The following is a 17,735-nucleotide window of genomic DNA, read 5'->3' as shown; positions in this document are numbered from 1 at the left end:
CAGCTGACTCTTAATCAGCGGGTCCGGGGTTCGAGTCCCTGGCGGCGCACAGACGGTCGAAGGCCCCTCGCGGAAGCGGGGGGCCTTCGGCGTTCCCGGGCCGGCCGGGCGGGCTCCCGGAAACCGGGTTTCACCGCAGGTCGGGGAGCGTGTAGTGTTCTCTCCGTCAGCAGGCGCCGCTAGCTCAGTTGGTTAGAGCAGCTGACTCTTAATCAGCGGGTCCGGGGTTCGAGTCCCTGGCGGCGCACAGACGGTCGAAGGCCCCTCGCGGAAGCGGGGGGCCTTCGGCGTTCTCCGGCCATGTCCCCGTGCGGGGTCCGCTCGTTGAGGAGGGGGAGGGAACGAAACCAAGCAGGATTTAAAGATCGTCTTAGGAAAAATGGGACATAGTTCCCTAACATCTGACAAGTCGATCAGTCAGGCTGGCGAGGTCCGTCGTCCTCGTCCCCCAGTGAGCAGCCCGTCCGGGGCCTGCGGGAAGGTCTCCGTTGCCTCGAAAACCGCGTGAGCGCAGGAAGCGGACCGGCTGGCGCAGGCTGATACCCACCTGGCGGATCACCCTGCTCGGCCTGGCCGGCTCGACGGTCCTGGGGATCGGGCTGTTCGTGCTCGGCATCACCCTGGTGAAGGTGCCGGACGCGCACGCCACGGCCACGGCGCAGTCCAACACCTGGCTCTACTCGGACGGCTCGCTGCTGGCCCGCACGGGGCAGACCAACCGGCAGAACGTCCCGCTGGACAAGGTCTCCCCCGCCGCGCAGCACGCCGCGCTGGCCGCCGAGGACCGCAACTTCTACTCCGAGGGCGCGGTCAACTTCAAGGGCATGGCCCGGGCCGCCCTCAACACCGCCTCCGGGGGCTCCACCCAGGGCGGGTCCACCATCACCCAGCAGTACGTGAAGAACGCGTACCTGAACCAGAAGCAGACCGTCACCCGGAAGGTGAAGGAGGTGTTCATCGCGTTCAAGGTGGACGCCACCGAGAGCAAGGACGACATCCTCTCCGCCTACCTGAACACCTCGTACTACGGGCGCGGCGCGTACGGCGTGCAGGCCGCGGCGCAGGCGTACTTCGGGGTGGACGCGAGCCAGCTGACCGCCGCCCAGGGCGCCTACCTGGCGACGCTGCTGAACGCGCCGAGCGCCTACGACGTGTCCTCGGCCACCGAGACCGGCAAGCAGCGGGCGGTGGCGCGCTGGAACTACGTGATGGACGGCATGGTCGCCAAGAAGTGGCTGGACCCGGAGGAGCGGCGCAACACCGCCTTCCCCGAGGTGCAGGCGCCGAAGTCCGCGCCGGGCCTGTCCGGGCAGGCCGGGTACCTGGTGGCCGCGGCCACCTCGTACCTGACCGACCGCGGCATCGTCTCGGACGCGCAGCTCGCCCAGGGCGGCTACACCATCACGCTGACCGTCGACTCCGGGAAGCAGCAGCAGCTGCAGGACGCGGTGCAGTCGCAGCTGACCGACAACCTGAAGCCGGACGTCCGCAAGGTGGACGCGGCGGCGCAGGCCGGCGCGGTCTCGGTGGACCCGGCGACCGGGCAGGTGCTGGCGCTGTACGGCGGCGCCGACGCCACCAAGCACTGGGTCGACAACGCCACCCGCACCGACTACCAGGCGGGCTCGACCTTCAAGGCGATCGCGCTGGCCGCCGCCCTGGAGTCGGGGGCGCGCACCCAGTACGGCGAGCGGATCACCGCCGACACCGTGTACGACGGCACCAACCGGCGGGCGGTGCGCGGCGCCAAGGGCACCCCGTACGCCCCGCCGAACGAGGGCGAGCGCTCGTACGGGCAGATCACCCTGCAGCAGGCCACCGACTGGTCGGTGAACACGGCGTTCGCCCAACTCGCCCAGGACACCGGACTGGAGAAGGTGCGGGCGACGGCGGTGGCGCTCGGCCTGCCCGCCGACACCCCCGGCCTCGGGGCCGTCCCGTCGATCCCGCTCGGCACCGCCACCCCCAGCGTGCTGCAGATGGCCGGGGTGTACGCCGCCCTGGACAACGACGGCCGGCAGATCACCCCGTGGCTGGTGAAGTCGCTGGCGCACGGCGGCGAGCAGGTCCAGCTGCCCGGGCACGAGGCCACCCAGGCGGTCTCCAAGGAGACCGCGCGGGCCACCACCGCGATCCTCCGCGGCGTCGTCGACGACCAGGGTGGCACCGGCTACCGGGCCGCCGCGCTGAACCGGCCGGCGGCCGGCAAGACCGGCACCTCGGACGAGTCCCGGTCGGTCTGGTTCGCCGGGTACACCCCCGAACTGGTCACCGTGGTGGGCCTGTTCGGCCAGGAGCCGGGCAGCGGCAAGCAGATCGGCCTGGACGGGGTCGGCGGCGCGGGCAACGCGGCCGGCGGCAAGTTCCCGGCCCAGATCTGGACGGCGTACATGAAGGCGGCGCTGGCCGGGCAGCCGGTCAACGACTTCGCCGGGCCGAGCCGCACCCCGTCCGCGGGGTCCTCGGCGAGCACGCCCAGCAGCCCGGCCGCGCCCAGCCAGAGCCCGTCCGCGGGCGACGGCGCCGACACCGCCACCGGGCGGCCCGGCGACGGGAGCACCGGCGCGGCCACCGGCACGCCCAGCCCGCGGCCCACCGGGGACGGTGCCGCCCGGCCGACCCGCAGCCCGTCGGCGCGGCCGACCGGGGGCCCGAGCCGGACGCCGAGCGCGCCGGCCGAGTCCGGGATCGGCGGGGTCGGCGGGGTCCTCGGCAACCAGCCGAACCAGCAACCGAACCAGCAGCCGAACCAGCAGCAAACCGCGGAATAGCACCTTACGGCGGAGGGGTCCGAGCTGGCACAATGCGGCGGTGCACAGCAGCTCGGACCCCTCCGCCGTTCCCGTGGACGTTCCCGTGGGCCTTCCCGTGGACGCCCCTGCCCCCTCCCCCGTCGCCACCGCGGCCGGCCCGGCCCCGGCCCGGCGGGCCGCCACGGTCGGGCTGGCGCTGGCGCTGGTCTCCGCGGTCGCCTTCGGCGGGTCCGGGACGGCCGCCAAACCGCTGATCGAGGCCGGGCTCTCGCCCGCCCACACCGTCTGGCTGCGGGTGACCGGCGCGGCCGCGGTGCTGCTGCCGGTCGCCTGGCGGCACCGGGACGCGGTGCTGCGCCGGCCCGGGGTGCTGTTCGGCTTCGGCCTGCTGGCCGTCGCGGGCGTGCAGGCCTGCTACTTCGCGGCGATCTCGCGGATACCGGTGGGCGTGGCGCTGCTGATCGAGTACCTGGGCCCGCCGCTGCTGATCGGGTACGTCCGGCTGGTGCAGCGCCGCCACGTCCCGCGCCGGGCGATGGCCGGGGCGGGCGTCGCGGTGGCCGGCCTGGCCTGCGTGGTCGAGGTCTGGAACGGCCTGGGCTTCGACGCGCTCGGCGTCCTGTTCGCGCTCGGCGCGGCCTGCTGCCAGGTCGGCTACTTCGTCCTCGCCGACGCGGGGCGGCGCGGCGAGCGCCCGGTCGACCCGCTGGCGGTCTCCGCGTACGGACTGCTGATCGGCGCCGTCCTGCTCACCGCGTTCACCCGCCCCTGGCGGGCCGACTGGTCCCTGCTCGGCCGCACCGTCACCATGGACGGCCACCAGCTGCCGGCCCTGCTCCCCGCGCTCTGGATGGTCCTGGTCGCCACCGTCCTCGCCTACCTCACCGGCGTGGTCTCCGTGCAGTACCTCTCCCCACCCGTGGCCGGCGTGGTCGCCAACCTGGAGGCCGTGGTCGCCACCGTCCTCGCCTGGTTCCTCCTCGGCGAACACCTCGGCACCCCCCAACTCCTCGGCGGCACCCTCGTCCTGGCCGGCGCCTTCGCCGCCCAGTCCGCCAGCCGGAGCTAACCGGGCCGGTGCCGTCAGGCCGGGAGGGTTTCGCGGTGCGGGGCGAGGGCGGGGCCGGTGGTGGTGGCGACGAACTCGGTGATGCGGTAGGTGGCGGCGGCGGCCGGGACGAAGGGGTCGGTGGCGGCGAGGGCCTCGACGGTGGGGCGGTCGGGGGCGACGGCGAGGATGATGCCGCCGTCGCGCGGGACCTTGCGGCCGGAGGCGAGGAAGGTGCCGTCGGCGTAGTGCTCGTCCAGCCAGGCGAGGTGGGCGGGCAGCAGGGCGTCGATCCGCTCCAGCGGGGCGGTGTAGGTCAGCTCCAGGATGAACACCCGATCATCGTACGCCCGGGCGGGAGCGGGCTGAGGGGGCGTCAGCGGCCGGTCCAGCCGAACCAGTCGAAGTGGCCGAGCGGCCAGACGACGGCGCTGGCCGGGCCGACCAGGTTGCCGACCGGGACGGCGCCGCCGTTGGCGTCCTCGCGGTGGTAGCGGGAGTCGGCGGAGTCGCTGCGGTGGTCGCCCTCGACCCAGACGTGGCCGGCCGGAACGGTGACCGGGCCGAAGTCCATGCCGGCGCAGGAGTCGTCGCCGGGGTGCAGGTAGGGCTCGGCGACGGTCCGGCCGTCCACCGTGAGGGTGCTGCCGTGGCAGGCGACGCGCTGGCCGCCGGTGGCGATGACCCGCTTGACCAGGTAGTCGTCGCCGGGCGGGAGCAGTCCGACCGCGGACAGGCCGGAGTGGAGCGCCCCGCTGACGGGGTTGCCGCCCTTCGGAGCGGGCGGCAGCCAGCCGCCCGGGTCCTTGAAGACCACGGGCTCGCCGGGCTCGGGCCGCCAACCGGTGTGGGCGGCGAGCTTGTTGACGGCGACCCGGTCGCCGACCTGGAGGGTGTTCTCCATCGACCCGGACGGGATCGAGAACATCTGGAACAGGAAGGTCTTGATCAGCACGGCGATCACCAGACCGACCGCGATCATCACGGGCAGCTCGACGTACCAGGGCCGGCGCCGGCGCCGGTTCTGCTCCCGCGCAGGCCCCTCGTGCACCGCGACCGCCACCGACACCGCCTCCTCCGGAAGAACCTGCACGCTAACCCGCCCGGGCGGCGGCGCGAAATCCGGTCTTTAACCGGAGCGGACAACCCGCGGGCGGAGCGGCCGGGGCCGGCGGGTCAGCGCTCGGGCTGGGCGTCGTTGGCGATGGCCTCGTGGTGGCGGATCACCTCGGCGATGATGAAGTTCAGGAACTTCTCGGCGAAGACCGGGTCGAGGTTGGCGCTGACGGCGAGTTCGCGCAGCCGGGTGATCTGGCGGCGCTCGCGCTCGGGGTCGGCCGGGGGCAGCCGGTGCTCGGCCTTGAGCCGGCCGACCTGCTGGGTGGCCTTGAAGCGCTCGGCCAGCATGTGGACGACGGCGGCGTCGATGTTGTCGATGGACTCGCGCAGGCGGTTCAGCTCGGCGCGCACGGCGTCGTCGATCCCCGCCGGGGCGGCGGTGGGCTGGTCCGTCATGTGGGGTGGCTCCGATGCGGGGTGCGGGTGGGCGCTCGGGCGCGGCGAACGGCCAATCTAACAGGGCGCACCGGCCGGACCGGCCCCGTTCGCGGGGGCGTTCCGGCATGTGGGACGCGGTGCGGCGGCCCGGTCGGGGCGGGCCCGCCGCGCGCCCCGGCGCACGCCCGGTCCGTGGCGCGGCGTTCGCCCACCCGGCCCGGTCGGGGGCCGTAGGCTGGGCGGGTCGCGGCCGGAAGTCCGGTCGCGGGCGCAGCAGTTCGACCGGCAGTTCCCCTCAACAGGAGGTACCTGATCGTGGCAACGACCCGCACCGCGCACACCGAGTGGGAGGGCAACCTGCTCGACGGCAAGGGCCTGGTGACCTTCGACTCCTCGGGCATCGGCGCGTACCCGGTGTCCTGGCCGGCCCGGGCGGAGACCCCGAACGGGAAGACCAGCCCGGAGGAGCTGATCGCGGCCGCGCACTCGGCCTGCTTCTCGATGGCGCTCTCGCACGGCCTGACCGGCGCCGGCACCCCGCCGACCGCACTGGACACCAAGGCGGACGTGACCTTCCAGCCGGGCACCGGCATCACCGGCATCCACCTGACCGTGGTCGGCACCGTCCCGGGCCTGGACGAGGCGGGCTTCGTGAAGGCCGCCGAGGACGCGAAGGCGAACTGCCCGGTGAGCAAGGCGCTGGCGGGCACCGAGATCACGCTGTCCGCGAACCTGGGCTGACCGTCCCGGAGCCGTCGGGTTGACGCTCCGTCACCCGAGGCCCCGTCCACTCACGTACCGCTACGGTGCGTGAGCAATGAGGTACGTCCCCGGCGGGCGCCGCCGGTGCCGCCGGGGGCGCCGTCCGGGATGTAGCGGACATCTGCGGACATTCCTCACGCATCACTCCTGCGGCGGTCGCGCACAGTCACAACGGCGGCCTATGATCGACAAGCGTGGCCCGAGGCCGCCGACAGCTCCCGGCCACCGGGGCCGCCGGACGGCGGGCCGCGGGGCCGGCCCGCCCGCGGGGGCAGCCGGTCCGACCAGTCGCAGCAGCGGACGGGAGCGTGCCGTGCCGGGCCGGAACCTCGGGACCGACGCACACCTTCGGGGTGGGCGGCCCGGAACGCCGCGCCCCGACACCGGTCCGCGGGAGGTCTGCGCGGCCTGCGGGCACCCGGTGGGCGGCGATCCCGGGCAGCTCGCCGAGGCGCTGCGGGCCAGCGAGTCCCGGTTCCGGTCGGCCTTCTCCGACGTCGGGATCGGCCTGCTGCTGGTCGGCACCGACAACCTGCTGATCGAGGGCAATCCGGCGTTCGCGGCGATGCTCGGCCGGGAGAGCGCCGAGCTCCCCGGCATGCACATTCGCGACATCATCGACCCCGAGGAGCCCTCCGGGCGGCGCTACCGCGAGCTGGTGCGCGGCGAGCGCGAGCGGATGAGCGCCGAGAAGCGGCTCAAGCACCGCGCCGGGCGCGAGGTCTGGGGCCGGGTCACCGCCTCGCTGGTCCGCGACGACCGGGGCGCCCCCTCCTACACGCTGGTCACCGTCGAGGACATCACCGAGCAGCGCAAGCTCGGCGACCGGCTCGCCTACCAGGCGCTGCACGACCCGCTGACCAGGCTGCCGAACCGGACGGCCTTCTACGAGCGGCTGGAGGCCGCGTTCAAGCCGGACGGCCAGGACCGGCCGGAGGCGGGCGAGGAGCGCCGGGTCGGTCTGTGCTACGTCGACCTGGACGGCTTCGCCGCGATCAACGAGACGCTCGGCCACCACGTCGGCGACCAGCTGCTGGTGGCGGTCGGGGCCCGGCTGGAGCGCGACTTCGGGCACGCGGACGGGCGGCTGGTGGCCCGGCTGGGCGGCGACGAGTTCGCGGTGCTGGTCACCGCGAGCGGCGGCGACCGGCAGCTGACCGAGCTGGCGGCGGCGCTGATGGCGGCGCTGGAGCGGCCGTTCGAGGTGGCCGGGCACCGGCTGACCGTCACCGCCTCGATCGGCGTGGTGGAGCGCCCGGTGCACGGCTCGACGCCCACCGACCTGATCCGGGACGCCGACTCCACACTGTACTGGTCGAAGTCCGACGGCCGGGCCCGCTGGACGCTGTACGACCGGGACCGCGGCGCCGACCAGCTGACCAGGCACCTGCTGGCGACGGCGCTGCGCCCGGCGGTGGAGCGCGGCGAGTTCCTGGTCGAGTACCAGCCGCTGGTGGGCCTGGCCGACGGCACCGTGCACGGCACCGAGGCGCTGGTGCGCTGGCGCCACCCCCGGCTGGGGCTGCTGTCGCCGGACCGGTTCATCCCGATCGCCGAGGAATCCGGGGCGATCGTCCCGCTCGGCAAGTGGGTGCTGGAGGAGTCCTGCCGGCAGGCCCGGCGCTGGCTGGACGAGTTCCCCGCGGCCGAGGCCTTCGTCTCGGTGAACCTGGCGGCCCGGCAGATCTGGGACTCCGACGTGGTCGCCGACGTCGCCGAGGTGCTGGAGCGCACCGGGCTGCCCGCCCGGCTGCTCCAGCTGGAGATCACCGAGAGCGACCTGCTGGGCCCGGGCGGGCGCCCGCTGCAGGCGCTGCAGGCGCTGGCCGACACGGGCGTGCGGATCGCCATCGACGACTTCGGCACCGGGTACTCCAACCTGGCCTACCTGTCCCGGCTGCCGGTGCACACCCTGAAGCTGGACGCCACCTTCGTCGAGGCGTTCCGGGAGACCACGCCGGGCGCGGACGGCCGGCGGGCCGCCGACGAGCAGATCGTCGGCGCGGTGGTGCAACTCGCGCACGCCCTCGGACTGACCGTCACCGCCGAGGGCATCGAGAACGCCGCCCAGGTCGAGCGGCTCCGGCAGACCGGCTGCGACACCGCGCAGGGCTGGTACTACGCCCGGCCCGGGGCCCCGGAGGCGATCACCGCGATACTGCGCGACCGGGGCCGGCGGGGGCCGGGCGGGCTCGACGGCCCCGGCGGGCTCAGCCGGTGAGGCCGTACGCCTCGGCGATCAGGCGGTAGGACTCCAGCCGGTTGCGGTGCCCGTGGATGTGCGAGGTGACCATCAGCTCGTCCGCGCCGGTGCGCCGGCGCAGCGCCTCCAGGCCGGCCGCGACCTCCTCGGGGGTGCCCAGCACCACGTTGGCCAGCCAGGAGTCCAGGAAGTCCTCCTCGACCATGGTGTAGGGGTGCGCGGCGGCCTCCTCCGGGGTCGGGATCGGGCCGGGCCGGCCCTGCCGCAGCCGGAGCATCGCCAGGCCCGCAGACCGGGCCAGCCAGAGCGCCCGCTCCCGGCTCTCGGCGGCGACGGCGCTGACCCCGATCAGCACGTACGACTCGGCCAGCACGGCGGACGGGGTGAAGCCGTCCCGGTAGAGGTCGAGCGCGGGGACGGTGTTGGCGGCGCTGAAGTGGTGGGCGAAGGCGAACGGCAGGCCGAGGCCGGCGGCGAGGCGGGCGCTGAAGCCGGAGGAGCCGAGCAGCCAGGTCGGCGGGCGGGAGGCCGAGCGGGGGACGGCCGCCAGCCGGGCGTAGGGGTGGCCGTCGGGGAAGTCGCCGTCCAGGAAGTGGATCAGTTCGGCGAGCCGGCGCGGGAAGTCCTCGGCGCCGTCGGTCGCGCTCTGCCGCAGGGCGCGGGCGGTGGCCTGGTCGGTGCCGGGGGCGCGGCCGAGGCCGAGGTCGATCCGGCCGGGGTGCAGGGCCTCCAGCATGCCGAACTGCTCGGCGATCGCCAGCGGGGCGTGGTTGGGCAGCATCACGCCGCCGGAGCCCAGGCGCAGCGTGGAGGTGTGCGCGCCGAGGTGGGCGAGCAGCACGGCGGGGACGGAGGAGGCGATGCCGGGCATGCCGTGGTGCTCGGCGACCCAGAACCGGTGGTAGCCCCAGCCCTCGGCGGCCCGGGCGAGCTCGGTGGTGGCGGCCAGCGCCTCGCCGGGGGTGTGGCCGGTGCCGATGGTGGCGAGGTCGAGGACGGAGAGCGGGGCGGGGGCGCCGCCGGAGGCGCGGCCGCGGATCCGGTCCCCGGGCTGCGGGGCGGGGGCGGCGGCCGGGACGGGGGCCGGGGTGGCGGTCTCGGCGGGCTGCGGGGCGGTCGGCTCCGGTGCGGTGCTCATGCGGTGCGTCCTCCTGGTGCCCCGGCCGGGCGCCCGGGCGTTCGTCGGGGGACAACCAGCGGGCCGCGGCGCCTTGTTCCCGGGCCCGGCGGCGGGGTGCCGGGGCGGGGGCGGCGGCGGGCTGACGGTCCGACAGCAGGCAACACTGCGTGGCGACTTCACGCCAGCGCGAGAACCCGCCAGGTGGAACGGCCGTCGCGGGCCGTGCGGTGCGGCAGGCTGGTGATCGGCGGGGAGCACGTACCGGCTCCGCGCACCTGCGACAGATCGGCGGGCTGGACCAGCGCCGTTCGATCCCACGAGCCCCCGGAGCGGCACCCCGCCCGGGGGCTCTCGCGTGCGCACCGCGCGTGTGCACCGCGCGTGTGCGGTGCACCACAGGGGGTGCTTCATGACATGAAATGTGCCCGCGCTAGCGTTGTCCCCCGTACAGTCGCCTCTCCCCCGGGCGCGCTGGAGGGAGAACCACCTTGGACGCCAATGCCGTGATCGGCCCCGCCTGGTACTGCGGGCTCGCCCTGGCCGCCGTCCTGGGCGACGCCTTCCTGCCGTTCCTGCCCAGCGGGACGCTGGTGATCCTGGCCGTGCTGAAGACCGGGCAGATGGGCGGCTCGCCGTTCCTGCTGGCGGCCGGCGTGGCGGTCGCCTCGTTCCTGGGCGACCTGCTGCTGCTGCACCTGGCCCGGCGCGGCGCCCCGGCGGTGCACCGCCGCCTGGCGCGCCGGCCCCGGCTGGCGGCCGGCGTGGAGCGGGTGCAGCGGGCACTGGCCGGGCGGGCGGGCCGGGCCGCGGCGGCGATCGTGATCGTGGCGCGCTTCGTGCCGGCCGGGCGGACGGTGCTGGACCTGGCGGTCGGCCACTCCCCGCACCGGCCGTGGACCTTCCTGCGCTGGTCGGCGGTGGCGGCCGTGGTGTGGGCCGGGTACATCGTCAGCCTGGGCTGGCTGAACCTGCACTGGTTCGACACCGCCTGGCTGAGCTTCGCGGTCTCCTGCGCGGCCGCGACGGCGGTCAGCTCCGTCGTGGTGCAGCTGGTGCGGCGGCGGCGCAAGCTCGCGGTGCTGGTCGAGGGCGCCTGAGCGTTCCCCTCCGGGGCGGCCGCTCTGTCCCAGGACAGCAACAAGGCGGGCTCCGCGGGAGCCGTTCCGGGCCCGGTCGCGTGATGAGTGGTTGGCGGGCGGGCGGGTTGGTACGCACCACCCCGGACGTGCCATCCTGGGATGGCGATACCGTCAAATTGTCCGATTTTGCCAGAAGTTGACCTCCGGGGCCGCGTGTCGGCCGCCGGAGCTTCTTTCGGCCGGGCCCACGCGGCAGGGGAGACCATGAGCACCATCTCGCGCAGGACAGTGCTGACCGCCACCGCGGCCACTGCGGCCCTCGGGGCCGTCGCCGCCTGTTCCAGCGGGGGTGGCGGCGGCAGCGGCTCGGACGCCGGGGGGACCGGCGGGGGCGGGGGCGGCAAGGGGGGCTCGGCGCAGCCCACCGTCAAGGGCACCCCGATCGGCGACGGATCGACCGCCGACACCGGCGCGCAGCCGAACCAGCCGGTGCCCGAGAAGCTCAAGCCCGGCGAGGCCCCGCCGCAGTTCGTGGTGCTGTCCTGGGACGGCGCGGGCGCCACCGACGACGGCCAGTTCACCCGCTTCCTCAAGCTCGCCGAGGAGCACAAGGCGACGATGACCTTCTTCCTGTCCGGCATCTACGCGCTGCCGAAGGAGAAGTCCTCGCTCTACCACCCGCCGAAGCACTCGGTCGGTGCCTCGGACATCCCGTTCCTGTCCGCGAACGCCGTCCGCAACACGCTGAAGCTGATCAGCCAGGCCTGGCTGGCCGGACACGAGATCGGCACCCACTTCAACGGGCACTTCTGCTCGACCCGCTCCGACGGCAACGGCGTCAACAAGTGGACGCCGGAGGACTGGGAGAGCGAGATCGAGCAGGCGGTCGGCTTCGTCACCCAGTGGCGGACCAACACCGGCTTCACCGACCTCGACCCGCTGCCCTTCGACTACAAGAAGGAGCTGATCGGCGGCCGCACCCCCTGCCTGGAGGGCCAGAAGGCGCTGCTGCCGACCGCCGCCAAGCTGGGCTGGAAGTACGACGCCTCCTCCCCCGGTGGCCTGCAGATCTGGCCGCAGAAGGTCCAGGACGGCAAGATCTGGGACTTCCCGCTGCAGGGCATCCCGTTCCCCGGCCACAGCTTCCAGGTGCTGTCGATGGACTACAACATCCTGGCCAACCAGTCCGGCGGCTCCACCAAGGGCGACGCCGGCAAGTACGGCCAGTGGCGCGACCAGGCCCGGGACTCCTACCTGGCGGGCTTCAACCGCGCCTACACCACCAACCGGGCGCCGTTCTTCATCGGCAACCACTTCGAGCAGTGGAACGGCGGCATCTACATGGACGCCGTCGAGGAGACCCTGAAGCAGATCGCCGGCAAGCCCGACGTCCGCCTGGTCTCCTTCAAGCAGCTGGTGGAGTGGCTGGAGGTGCAGGACCAGGCCGTGCTGCGCAAGCTCCGCACCCTGAACGTCGGCCAGGCCCCGGCCGGCGGCTGGCAGACCTTCGTCTGAGCCGGGCCGGGGCCCTCGGTGTGAAAGCGCTCAGTTGCCGAGCAGGAGCGCCGCCAGGCGGGGGGCGGCGATGATCGAGTAGTGGTTGGTGTCCGGCACGAGCTCGGTGGGGACGGCGAGGTCGGCCGCCGCCAGGCGCCGGGCGTCGTAGAGGGCCTGCGGTTCGTCGAGCAGGCCGCGGGCGGCGTACAGCAGGCGGGCGGGGACGGTGAGGCGGTGGATCGCGGCGGCGGCCTCCGGGTCCAGCAGGACCTGGGTGCCGTCGGTGTCGATCGCCGCGTGGACGCAGGAGGAGACCAGGGCGGGTTCGGTGCCGACCAGGTCGCGCTGGGTGTAGGCGTCGAGCTCGTCGGTCCACGGGTCGAAGGCGGGGTGGGCCTGCCAGAAGGCCCGGTAGGCGGCCCGGGACTCGAAGACGGCCGAGAGCCGGGCCAGCGCGGGGCCGAGCACGGCGGCGAGCGCGTCCTCGGGGCGGACCCCGGCCGGCAGCGGGAAGCTCACCGCCCCGTCCACCAGGGTCAACTCCCGTACCAGGGAGGGGTGGTGGACGGCCATCAGGGCGGCGACCCAGGCACCCATCGAATGGCCGACCAGCCGGACCGGGCCCGTGTCCAGGGCGGTGATCAGCGCGGCCGTGTCCTCGGCGTGCCGGGCCAGGCCGTACGGGCCGGGCAGCTCGCGGCTGGCGGCCCGGCCGCGCAGGTCGGGGGCGTACAGGGCGGCCCGGCCGTCGAGCAGCCGGGCCAGCGCGCCCCAGGCGAGCGCGTTGGCGGTGATGCCGTGCACGGCGACCAGCACGGGCGCGCCGGGGGCGGTCGCGGGCCAGTGCAGGACGGCGAGGTCGCCGCCCTCGACGGGGACGGCGAGTTCCTGAGGGGATGTCATGCGGCGCCTTCCGGGACGGCGGTGACGGGAGCGGCGGCCGACCGTGCGGTGCGGCCGGCCCGCAGGCGGGCGGGGAGCCGGGCGAGCCCGCCGGGGAGCAGGTACACCACGGCGACGAAGAGCGTACCGAGCAGGAACAGCGGCTGGGAGAGCGGAACCCGCAGCACGGCCGGGAGTTCGGCCACCGAGGCGGAGTTGGCGAGGTCGCCGAGCCGGTGCGCGGCCCAGGTGTAGAGGACGCCGCCGAGCAGCGGGCCCCAGCGGGTGCCGGAGCCGCCGAGCACCACCATCACCAGCAGCGCCAGGGTGGCGTCGGAGCTCGCGGCCTGCGGGGTCGCGCCGCCGGTGAGCAGCAGGTACACCACGCCGCCGGCCCCGGCGAGCGCGCCGGAGACGGTGAACGCGACCAGCTTGAAGCCGTACGGGCGCAGGCCCAGCACCTCGACGCGGCGTTCGTTCTCCCGGATGCCGGCCCAGATCCGGCCGGTCGGGGAGGCGACCGTCCAGTGCACCACGGCGAGCACCAGGACCAGGTAGCCGAGGGCGATCCAGTACAGGTTCGCGGTGTGCTGGATGCCGACCAGCGCGTCGGGCAGCCGCTCGGCGGGCGCGGAGCGGCCCTCCTCGCCGCCGGTCAGGCCGCCGGGGTTGCGCTGCACCAGGATCGCGCCGGCCTGGGCGAAGGCCAGCGTGACCATGGAGAAGCCGATGCCGGTGACCCGCAGCGACACCGAGCCGAGCAGCAGGGCGAGCGCCACCGAGCAGGCGACGCCGAACAGCGCGGCGGCGGCGAAGGGGAGGTGCAGTTCCAGCATGGCCAGGTCGGCGGTGTACAGGCCGGTGGCGAAGTACAGCGCGTGCCCGAAGGAGAGCAGGCCGGTGCGGCCCAGCAGCAGGTCGTAGCCGGTGGCGAGGCCGCCGTAGAGCAGGCAGAGCGCGAGCAGTTGCAGGCTGCCGGGGCTGCCGAGCGGCCCGTCCAGCAGGCCGGGCAGCGGCAGTGCGCTGTACGGCGCGGCGCACAGCACCAGCAGCAGGGCCAGCGGCCACCAGCTCTTGAGCAGGGGGGTCATGCGAGTCTCCCGGTGAGTCCGCGCGGCTTGACCAGCAGCAGGACGGCGAGCAGCACGACCACGGAGAGGTCCCCGAGGCCGGCGGTTGTGTAGTAGTTGGCGAACTGCTGGACCAGGCCGACGCCGACCGAGGCGAGGGCGGCGCCGGTGACCGAGCCCATGCCGCCCATCACCACGACGACGAAGGCGAAGATCAGCAGTCCGGTGCCCTGCGAGGGGTTGATCGAGCCGAAGTAGAGCCCGGCCAGCGCGCCGCCGAGCGAGGCGGCGGCCCCGCCGATCGCGAAGACCAGGGTGAACGCCTTGCGGACGTCGATGCCGAGGGCGGTGACCATGGCGCGGTCCTCGACGCCGGCCCGGACGATCAGGCCGTAGCGGGTCCGGGCCAGGAACAGCCGCAGCAGGAGCAGGACGACCGCGGCGGCGGCCATCAGCACGAAGCGGTTGACGGGAACGGTCGCGCCGAGCAGGTCGACGGTGCCGGCCAGCGCGGCGGGCTGCGGGAAGGGCCGGGCGTCGGAGCCCCAGACGCCCATCAGCAGGGCGGGCAGGGCGAGTCCGACGCCGACGGTGGCGAGGATCTGGTCCCGGGGGCGGGCGTACAGCGGCCGGATCAGGACGAGTTCGAGCAGCACGGCGGCGGCGGTGCCGACGGCGGTGCCGAACGGGACGGCCAGCCAGAAGCCGAGGCCGCCGTCGGTGGCGGCCCACCAGGCGGCGTAGGCGCCGATCGAGAGCAGCGCGCCGTGCGCGAAGTTGAGCACGTCCATCAGGCCGAAGATCAGCGACAGGCCGGAGGCGACCAGGAAGTACAGCGCGCCGAGCCCGAGTCCGGTGCAGGCGAGCAGGACGACGGTGTTCAACGGGGCGTCCCCCCAGGGGAGTCGGGTCGGTGGCTGCCGACGCCGAGCAGGCGGCGGGCGGCTTCCTCGTCGGCGAGCAGGGCGCGGGCGTCGCCCTGGTGGGCGGTGCGGCCGTCGGCGAGCACGGCGCAGCGGCCGGCCACCCGGCGGACCAGGGCGAGGTTCTGCTCGACCAGCAGGACGGGGACGGTCGCGGCGGCCCGGGCCAGCACGTCGGCGACCTCGGTGACGATCTTCGGGGCGAGGCCCTTGGTGGGTTCGTCCGCGATGATCAGCCGGTTGCCGTTGAGCAGGGTGCGGGCGATCGCCACCATCTGCTGCTGCCCGCCGGAGAGCGTCCCGGCGGGCTGCCGGTGCCGCTGCTTCAGCTCGGGGAACAGTTCGTGCACCAGGTCGTAGGCGGGGTCGGGGCCGCGTTCGGCGAGGCGGAGGTTCTCGGCGACGCTCAGGCCCGCGAACACGCCGCGGTCCTCGGGGGCGTAGCCGATGCCGCGGCGCACCACCAGGTGGGTGGGGAGCCGGGAGATGTCGGCGCCGTCGAAGGCGACGGTGCCGGTGCGCGGCACCAGGCCCAGCACGGCCTTGACGGTGGTGGTCTTGCCGGCGCCGTTGCGGCCGAGCAGGGCGGTGACGCCGGTGGCGGCGACGTCCAGGTCCACCCCGTGCAGGATGTGCAGGCCGTCGATCACCACCCGCAGGTCACGGACCGTCAGCAGGGCGTCGGTCACAGCGCCTCCCCGAGGTAGGCCCCCTGGACGGTGGCGTCGGCCATCACGGCGTCGGGGGTGTCGAGTGCGAGCAGGGTGCCGTGGTGCATCACGGCGAGCCGGTCGGCCAGGCCGAGCAGCACGTCCATGTGGTGCTCGACCATCAGCACGGTGCGGCCCTGTTCGCGGTGGACCGAGCGGATCAGCTCGACCAGGGCGGGCACCTCCTCGGCGCTGACCCCGGCCATCGGCTCGTCCAGCAGGATCAGCCGGGGGTCGCCGACCAGCAGCACGGCCAGTTCCAGCTTCCGCTTGCCGCCGTGTGAGAGCGAACCGGCCGGGTCCTCGGCGCGGTCGGCCAGGCCGGTGCGCTCCAGGGTCTCCTCGACCTGCTGCCGGTAGCGGCCGGCCCGCCGCCAGATCCGGTAGGAGGCGGCGGGGCCGGCGGCGGCCTGGGCGGCGAGGCGGACGTGCTCGGCGACGCTGAGGCCGGGCCAGAGCGAGGAGGTCTGGAAGGTCCGGCCGAGGCCCCGCCGGGCCCGGGCGGCCACCGGCAGGGTGGTGATGTCGGCGCCGTCCAGGTGCAACGACCCGTGCGAGGCGGGGTGGATGCCGGAGACCAGGTTGAACAGGGAGGTCTTGCCCGCCCCGTTCGGGCCGATGAAGGCGACGAACTCGCCCTCGGCGACGTCCAGGCTGACGTCCTGCACGATCGGGACGCCGCGCACCGACCAGCCGAGGCCGGCCAGCCGCAGGACCGGGGCGGGAGCGCTCACGGTGCTCAGCCCGCCGTCTTGACGACCGGCGGGGCGACCAGGTCGGCGTCCAGCACCTTCACGGCGGTGGGCTTGGCGGCGGCGCCGCTGCCGGTCAGCTTGACCTGGAACATCGGCTGCAGCAGCGCGTGGTCCTCGGCCCGGACCGTCAGCCTGCCCTTGACGCCGTCGAAGCTCCAACCCTCCAGGGCCTTCACCAGGGCGGCGGTGTCGGCGTCGGAGCCCTTGGTGGTCTCCAGCGCGTGCACCACCATCTGGGCGGCGGTGAAGCCGTCGGGGGTGAACAGGTCGGGCTTGGAGCCGGCCTTGGTGACGGCGTCGGTCATCGCCAGCTCGGCGTCGGTGCCGCCGGCCGCGCCCGCGAAGTAGTGGTTCAGGAAGTCGATCTTCTCGGCGGCGGGACCGAACAGCGGGTAGGAGGCGGCCACGTCCAGGCCGGTGACCACCTTGGTCGCGGCGAACACGTCCTGCTGGTTGAGCGAGGTCCACAGCGCGGCGGCGGTGTCGCCGGCCCAGGCGACGTACAGCAGGTCGGGCTTGGCGGCCTTCGCCTGGGTGGCGAACGGCGTCAGGTCGGTCGCGGACGGCGGGGCGAGCACCGCGTCCACGGTGGCGCCCTCGGCACCCAGGACGTCCTTGACGGCGGCCACGTTGGCCTGGCCGAAGGCGCTGTCCTGGGCCAGCACGGTGACCTTCTTGCCCTTGGCGTCGCCGATGAACGAGGCCGCGGCCCTGGTGTCCTGGTAGGACTGGCGGCCGGAGCGGAAGGTGTACTTGTTCAGGCCGGTGACCTTGTCGGCGGCGGCCGGGCCGGAGATGAACAGCACCTTGTTCTGGGCGGCGATCGGGCCGACCTGCAGGGCCACGCCGGAGGCCGTCGAGCCCGCCAGGATCCGGTAGTTCTTGCCGATCAGGTCCTTGGCGGCGGACACCGCCTTCGCCGGGTCGCCCGCGTCGTCCTGCTCGGCGAGCTCCACCGGGTGGCCGTCGACGGCGTTGCTGCCCTTGGTGGCGTACGCCAGGCCCGCCTTGAAGCCCTCCAGGTACTGCTTGCCGTAGGCGGCCAGCGGGCCCGTCTTCGAGTACACCAGGCCGACCTTGACCGGGCTCCGGTCACCGCCACCGCCACCGGCCTCGGCCGAGGTGCCCGCGGTGCCGGCCTTCGCGCAGCCCGCCGCGAGCAGCGCGCAGGTGGCCAGCGCGGCGAGCTTCCGGACGGGGCGTCTGGGGGTGGCGTCCGTGACTGACATGGTGGCGGGCTCCTGACGTGCCGGTGCTGGTGGGATGCCGGAACCGTAGAGAAGCCTTCCGGGCCGCGACATGTGACGGGCCGACGCATCGGCGGCCCGCACTGTGTGGTCCGCCGCCATGTCGGGCCGCCGGACCGGGCCGGGTGTGCGGCGCCCACACGGCGCACGCCCGCCCCGTGGCGCCGACCGCCATGGCGACGGGCGGGG

At 74.4% G+C, this 17,735-nt stretch carries 16 protein-coding genes and 2 tRNA genes (1 of these 18 running past the window's edge); 8 read left to right on the top strand and 10 right to left on the bottom strand.

The annotated features are described in order from the left end of the window. The 4 genes from ACIOHG_RS20545 to ACIOHG_RS20530 all read left to right on the top strand — a co-directional run. A tRNA-Lys gene (locus tag ACIOHG_RS20545) sits at nt 1–49 on the top strand; it begins 125 nt to the left of the window's first position. A gap of 124 nt (nt 50–173) precedes the next feature. Then, nucleotides 174–247 (top strand) — tRNA-Lys (locus ACIOHG_RS20540). A gap of 241 nt (nt 248–488) precedes the next feature. Continuing rightward, the gene (locus tag ACIOHG_RS20535; RefSeq protein ID WP_400952524.1) at nt 489–2,771 is read left to right on the top strand and encodes a transglycosylase domain-containing protein; all 2,283 of its coding nucleotides are present in this window, start codon (nt 489–491) and stop codon (nt 2,769–2,771) included. A 40-nt stretch (nt 2,772–2,811) separates the two neighbouring features. Beyond that, nucleotides 2,812–3,822 (top strand): EamA family transporter, encoded by a 1,011-nt coding sequence (locus tag ACIOHG_RS20530; RefSeq protein ID WP_400952522.1) that lies wholly within the window; start codon nt 2,812–2,814, stop codon nt 3,820–3,822. Between the two features lie 14 nt (nt 3,823–3,836). On the opposite strand, the gene ACIOHG_RS20525 is transcribed toward ACIOHG_RS20530, so the two are convergent. The 3 genes from ACIOHG_RS20525 to ACIOHG_RS20515 form a co-directional block, all read right to left on the bottom strand. Then, the gene (locus ACIOHG_RS20525; protein WP_400952519.1) at nt 3,837–4,136 is read right to left on the bottom strand and encodes a YciI family protein; all 300 of its coding nucleotides are present in this window, start codon (nt 4,134–4,136) and stop codon (nt 3,837–3,839) included. 41 nt (nt 4,137–4,177) lie between these two features. After that, the gene (lepB, locus tag ACIOHG_RS20520) at nt 4,178–4,894 is read right to left on the bottom strand and encodes a signal peptidase I (RefSeq protein ID WP_400952516.1); all 717 of its coding nucleotides are present in this window, start codon (nt 4,892–4,894) and stop codon (nt 4,178–4,180) included. A gap of 83 nt (nt 4,895–4,977) precedes the next feature. Beyond that, nucleotides 4,978–5,316: a chorismate mutase gene (locus ACIOHG_RS20515; RefSeq protein ID WP_400952513.1), complete on the bottom strand. Its 339-nt coding sequence runs from the start codon at nt 5,314–5,316 to the stop codon at nt 4,978–4,980. A gap of 297 nt (nt 5,317–5,613) precedes the next feature. Between ACIOHG_RS20515 and ACIOHG_RS20510 the strand changes: the two genes are divergently transcribed. Further along, nucleotides 5,614–6,039, top strand: coding sequence for an OsmC family protein (locus ACIOHG_RS20510; RefSeq protein ID WP_400952511.1), 426 nt, complete (start codon nt 5,614–5,616; stop codon nt 6,037–6,039). Between the two features lie 442 nt (nt 6,040–6,481). Continuing rightward, nucleotides 6,482–8,281 carry a putative bifunctional diguanylate cyclase/phosphodiesterase gene (locus tag ACIOHG_RS20505; protein ID WP_400952509.1) on the top strand — a complete coding sequence of 600 codons (1,800 nt, stop codon included), beginning with the start codon at nt 6,482–6,484 and terminating at the stop codon, nt 8,279–8,281. On the opposite strand, the gene ACIOHG_RS20500 is transcribed toward ACIOHG_RS20505, so the two are convergent. After that, complete coding sequence (locus ACIOHG_RS20500; RefSeq protein WP_400952506.1) at nt 8,271–9,401, bottom strand: LLM class flavin-dependent oxidoreductase; 1,131 nt, start codon at nt 9,399–9,401, stop codon at nt 8,271–8,273. The genes ACIOHG_RS20505 and ACIOHG_RS20500 overlap by 11 nt on opposite strands. A 470-nt stretch (nt 9,402–9,871) precedes the next feature. Here ACIOHG_RS20500 and ACIOHG_RS20495 point away from each other — a divergent pair, with 470 nt between their 5' ends. Further along, nucleotides 9,872–10,480: a VTT domain-containing protein gene (locus tag ACIOHG_RS20495; protein ID WP_400952503.1), complete on the top strand. Its 609-nt coding sequence runs from the start codon at nt 9,872–9,874 to the stop codon at nt 10,478–10,480. A 246-nt stretch (nt 10,481–10,726) separates the two neighbouring features. Next, the gene (locus ACIOHG_RS20490; protein ID WP_400952500.1) at nt 10,727–11,977 is read left to right on the top strand and encodes a hypothetical protein; all 1,251 of its coding nucleotides are present in this window, start codon (nt 10,727–10,729) and stop codon (nt 11,975–11,977) included. A gap of 30 nt (nt 11,978–12,007) precedes the next feature. On the opposite strand, the gene ACIOHG_RS20485 is transcribed toward ACIOHG_RS20490, so the two are convergent. Genes ACIOHG_RS20485 through ACIOHG_RS20460 form a run of 6 tightly spaced genes read right to left on the bottom strand, consistent with a single transcriptional unit; the run spans nt 12,008 to nt 17,528 of the window. Beyond that, the gene (locus ACIOHG_RS20485) at nt 12,008–12,862 is read right to left on the bottom strand and encodes an alpha/beta fold hydrolase (RefSeq protein WP_400952498.1); all 855 of its coding nucleotides are present in this window, start codon (nt 12,860–12,862) and stop codon (nt 12,008–12,010) included. Next, complete coding sequence (locus ACIOHG_RS20480) at nt 12,859–13,932, bottom strand: branched-chain amino acid ABC transporter permease (RefSeq protein WP_400952495.1); 1,074 nt, start codon at nt 13,930–13,932, stop codon at nt 12,859–12,861. The genes ACIOHG_RS20485 and ACIOHG_RS20480 overlap by 4 nt, the downstream gene beginning before the upstream one ends. Next, nucleotides 13,929–14,795 (bottom strand): branched-chain amino acid ABC transporter permease, encoded by an 867-nt coding sequence (locus ACIOHG_RS20475; RefSeq protein WP_400952493.1) that lies wholly within the window; start codon nt 14,793–14,795, stop codon nt 13,929–13,931. Before ACIOHG_RS20475 ends, ACIOHG_RS20480 begins: the two co-directional genes overlap by 4 nt. Beyond that, nucleotides 14,792–15,523, bottom strand: a complete 732-nt coding sequence (locus tag ACIOHG_RS20470; protein ID WP_400952490.1) for an ABC transporter ATP-binding protein — start codon at nt 15,521–15,523, stop codon at nt 14,792–14,794. The genes ACIOHG_RS20475 and ACIOHG_RS20470 overlap by 4 nt, the downstream gene beginning before the upstream one ends. Next, a complete protein-coding gene (locus ACIOHG_RS20465) occupies nt 15,520–16,287 on the bottom strand; it encodes an ABC transporter ATP-binding protein (RefSeq protein WP_400952654.1) in 768 nt (255 codons plus the stop codon). The genes ACIOHG_RS20470 and ACIOHG_RS20465 overlap by 4 nt, the downstream gene beginning before the upstream one ends. Further along, nucleotides 16,284–17,528, bottom strand: coding sequence for a substrate-binding domain-containing protein (locus ACIOHG_RS20460; RefSeq protein ID WP_400952488.1), 1,245 nt, complete (start codon nt 17,526–17,528; stop codon nt 16,284–16,286). The genes ACIOHG_RS20465 and ACIOHG_RS20460 overlap by 4 nt, the downstream gene beginning before the upstream one ends. Between the last annotated feature and the right edge of the window lie 207 nt (nt 17,529–17,735).

The organism is Kitasatospora sp. NPDC088134, assembly GCF_044741705.1.
Classification (GTDB): Bacteria; Actinomycetota; Actinomycetes; order Streptomycetales; family Streptomycetaceae; genus Kitasatospora.
The sequence above is the reverse complement of the archived record's forward strand: the minus strand, read 5'-3'. Positions and strand labels throughout refer to the sequence as shown.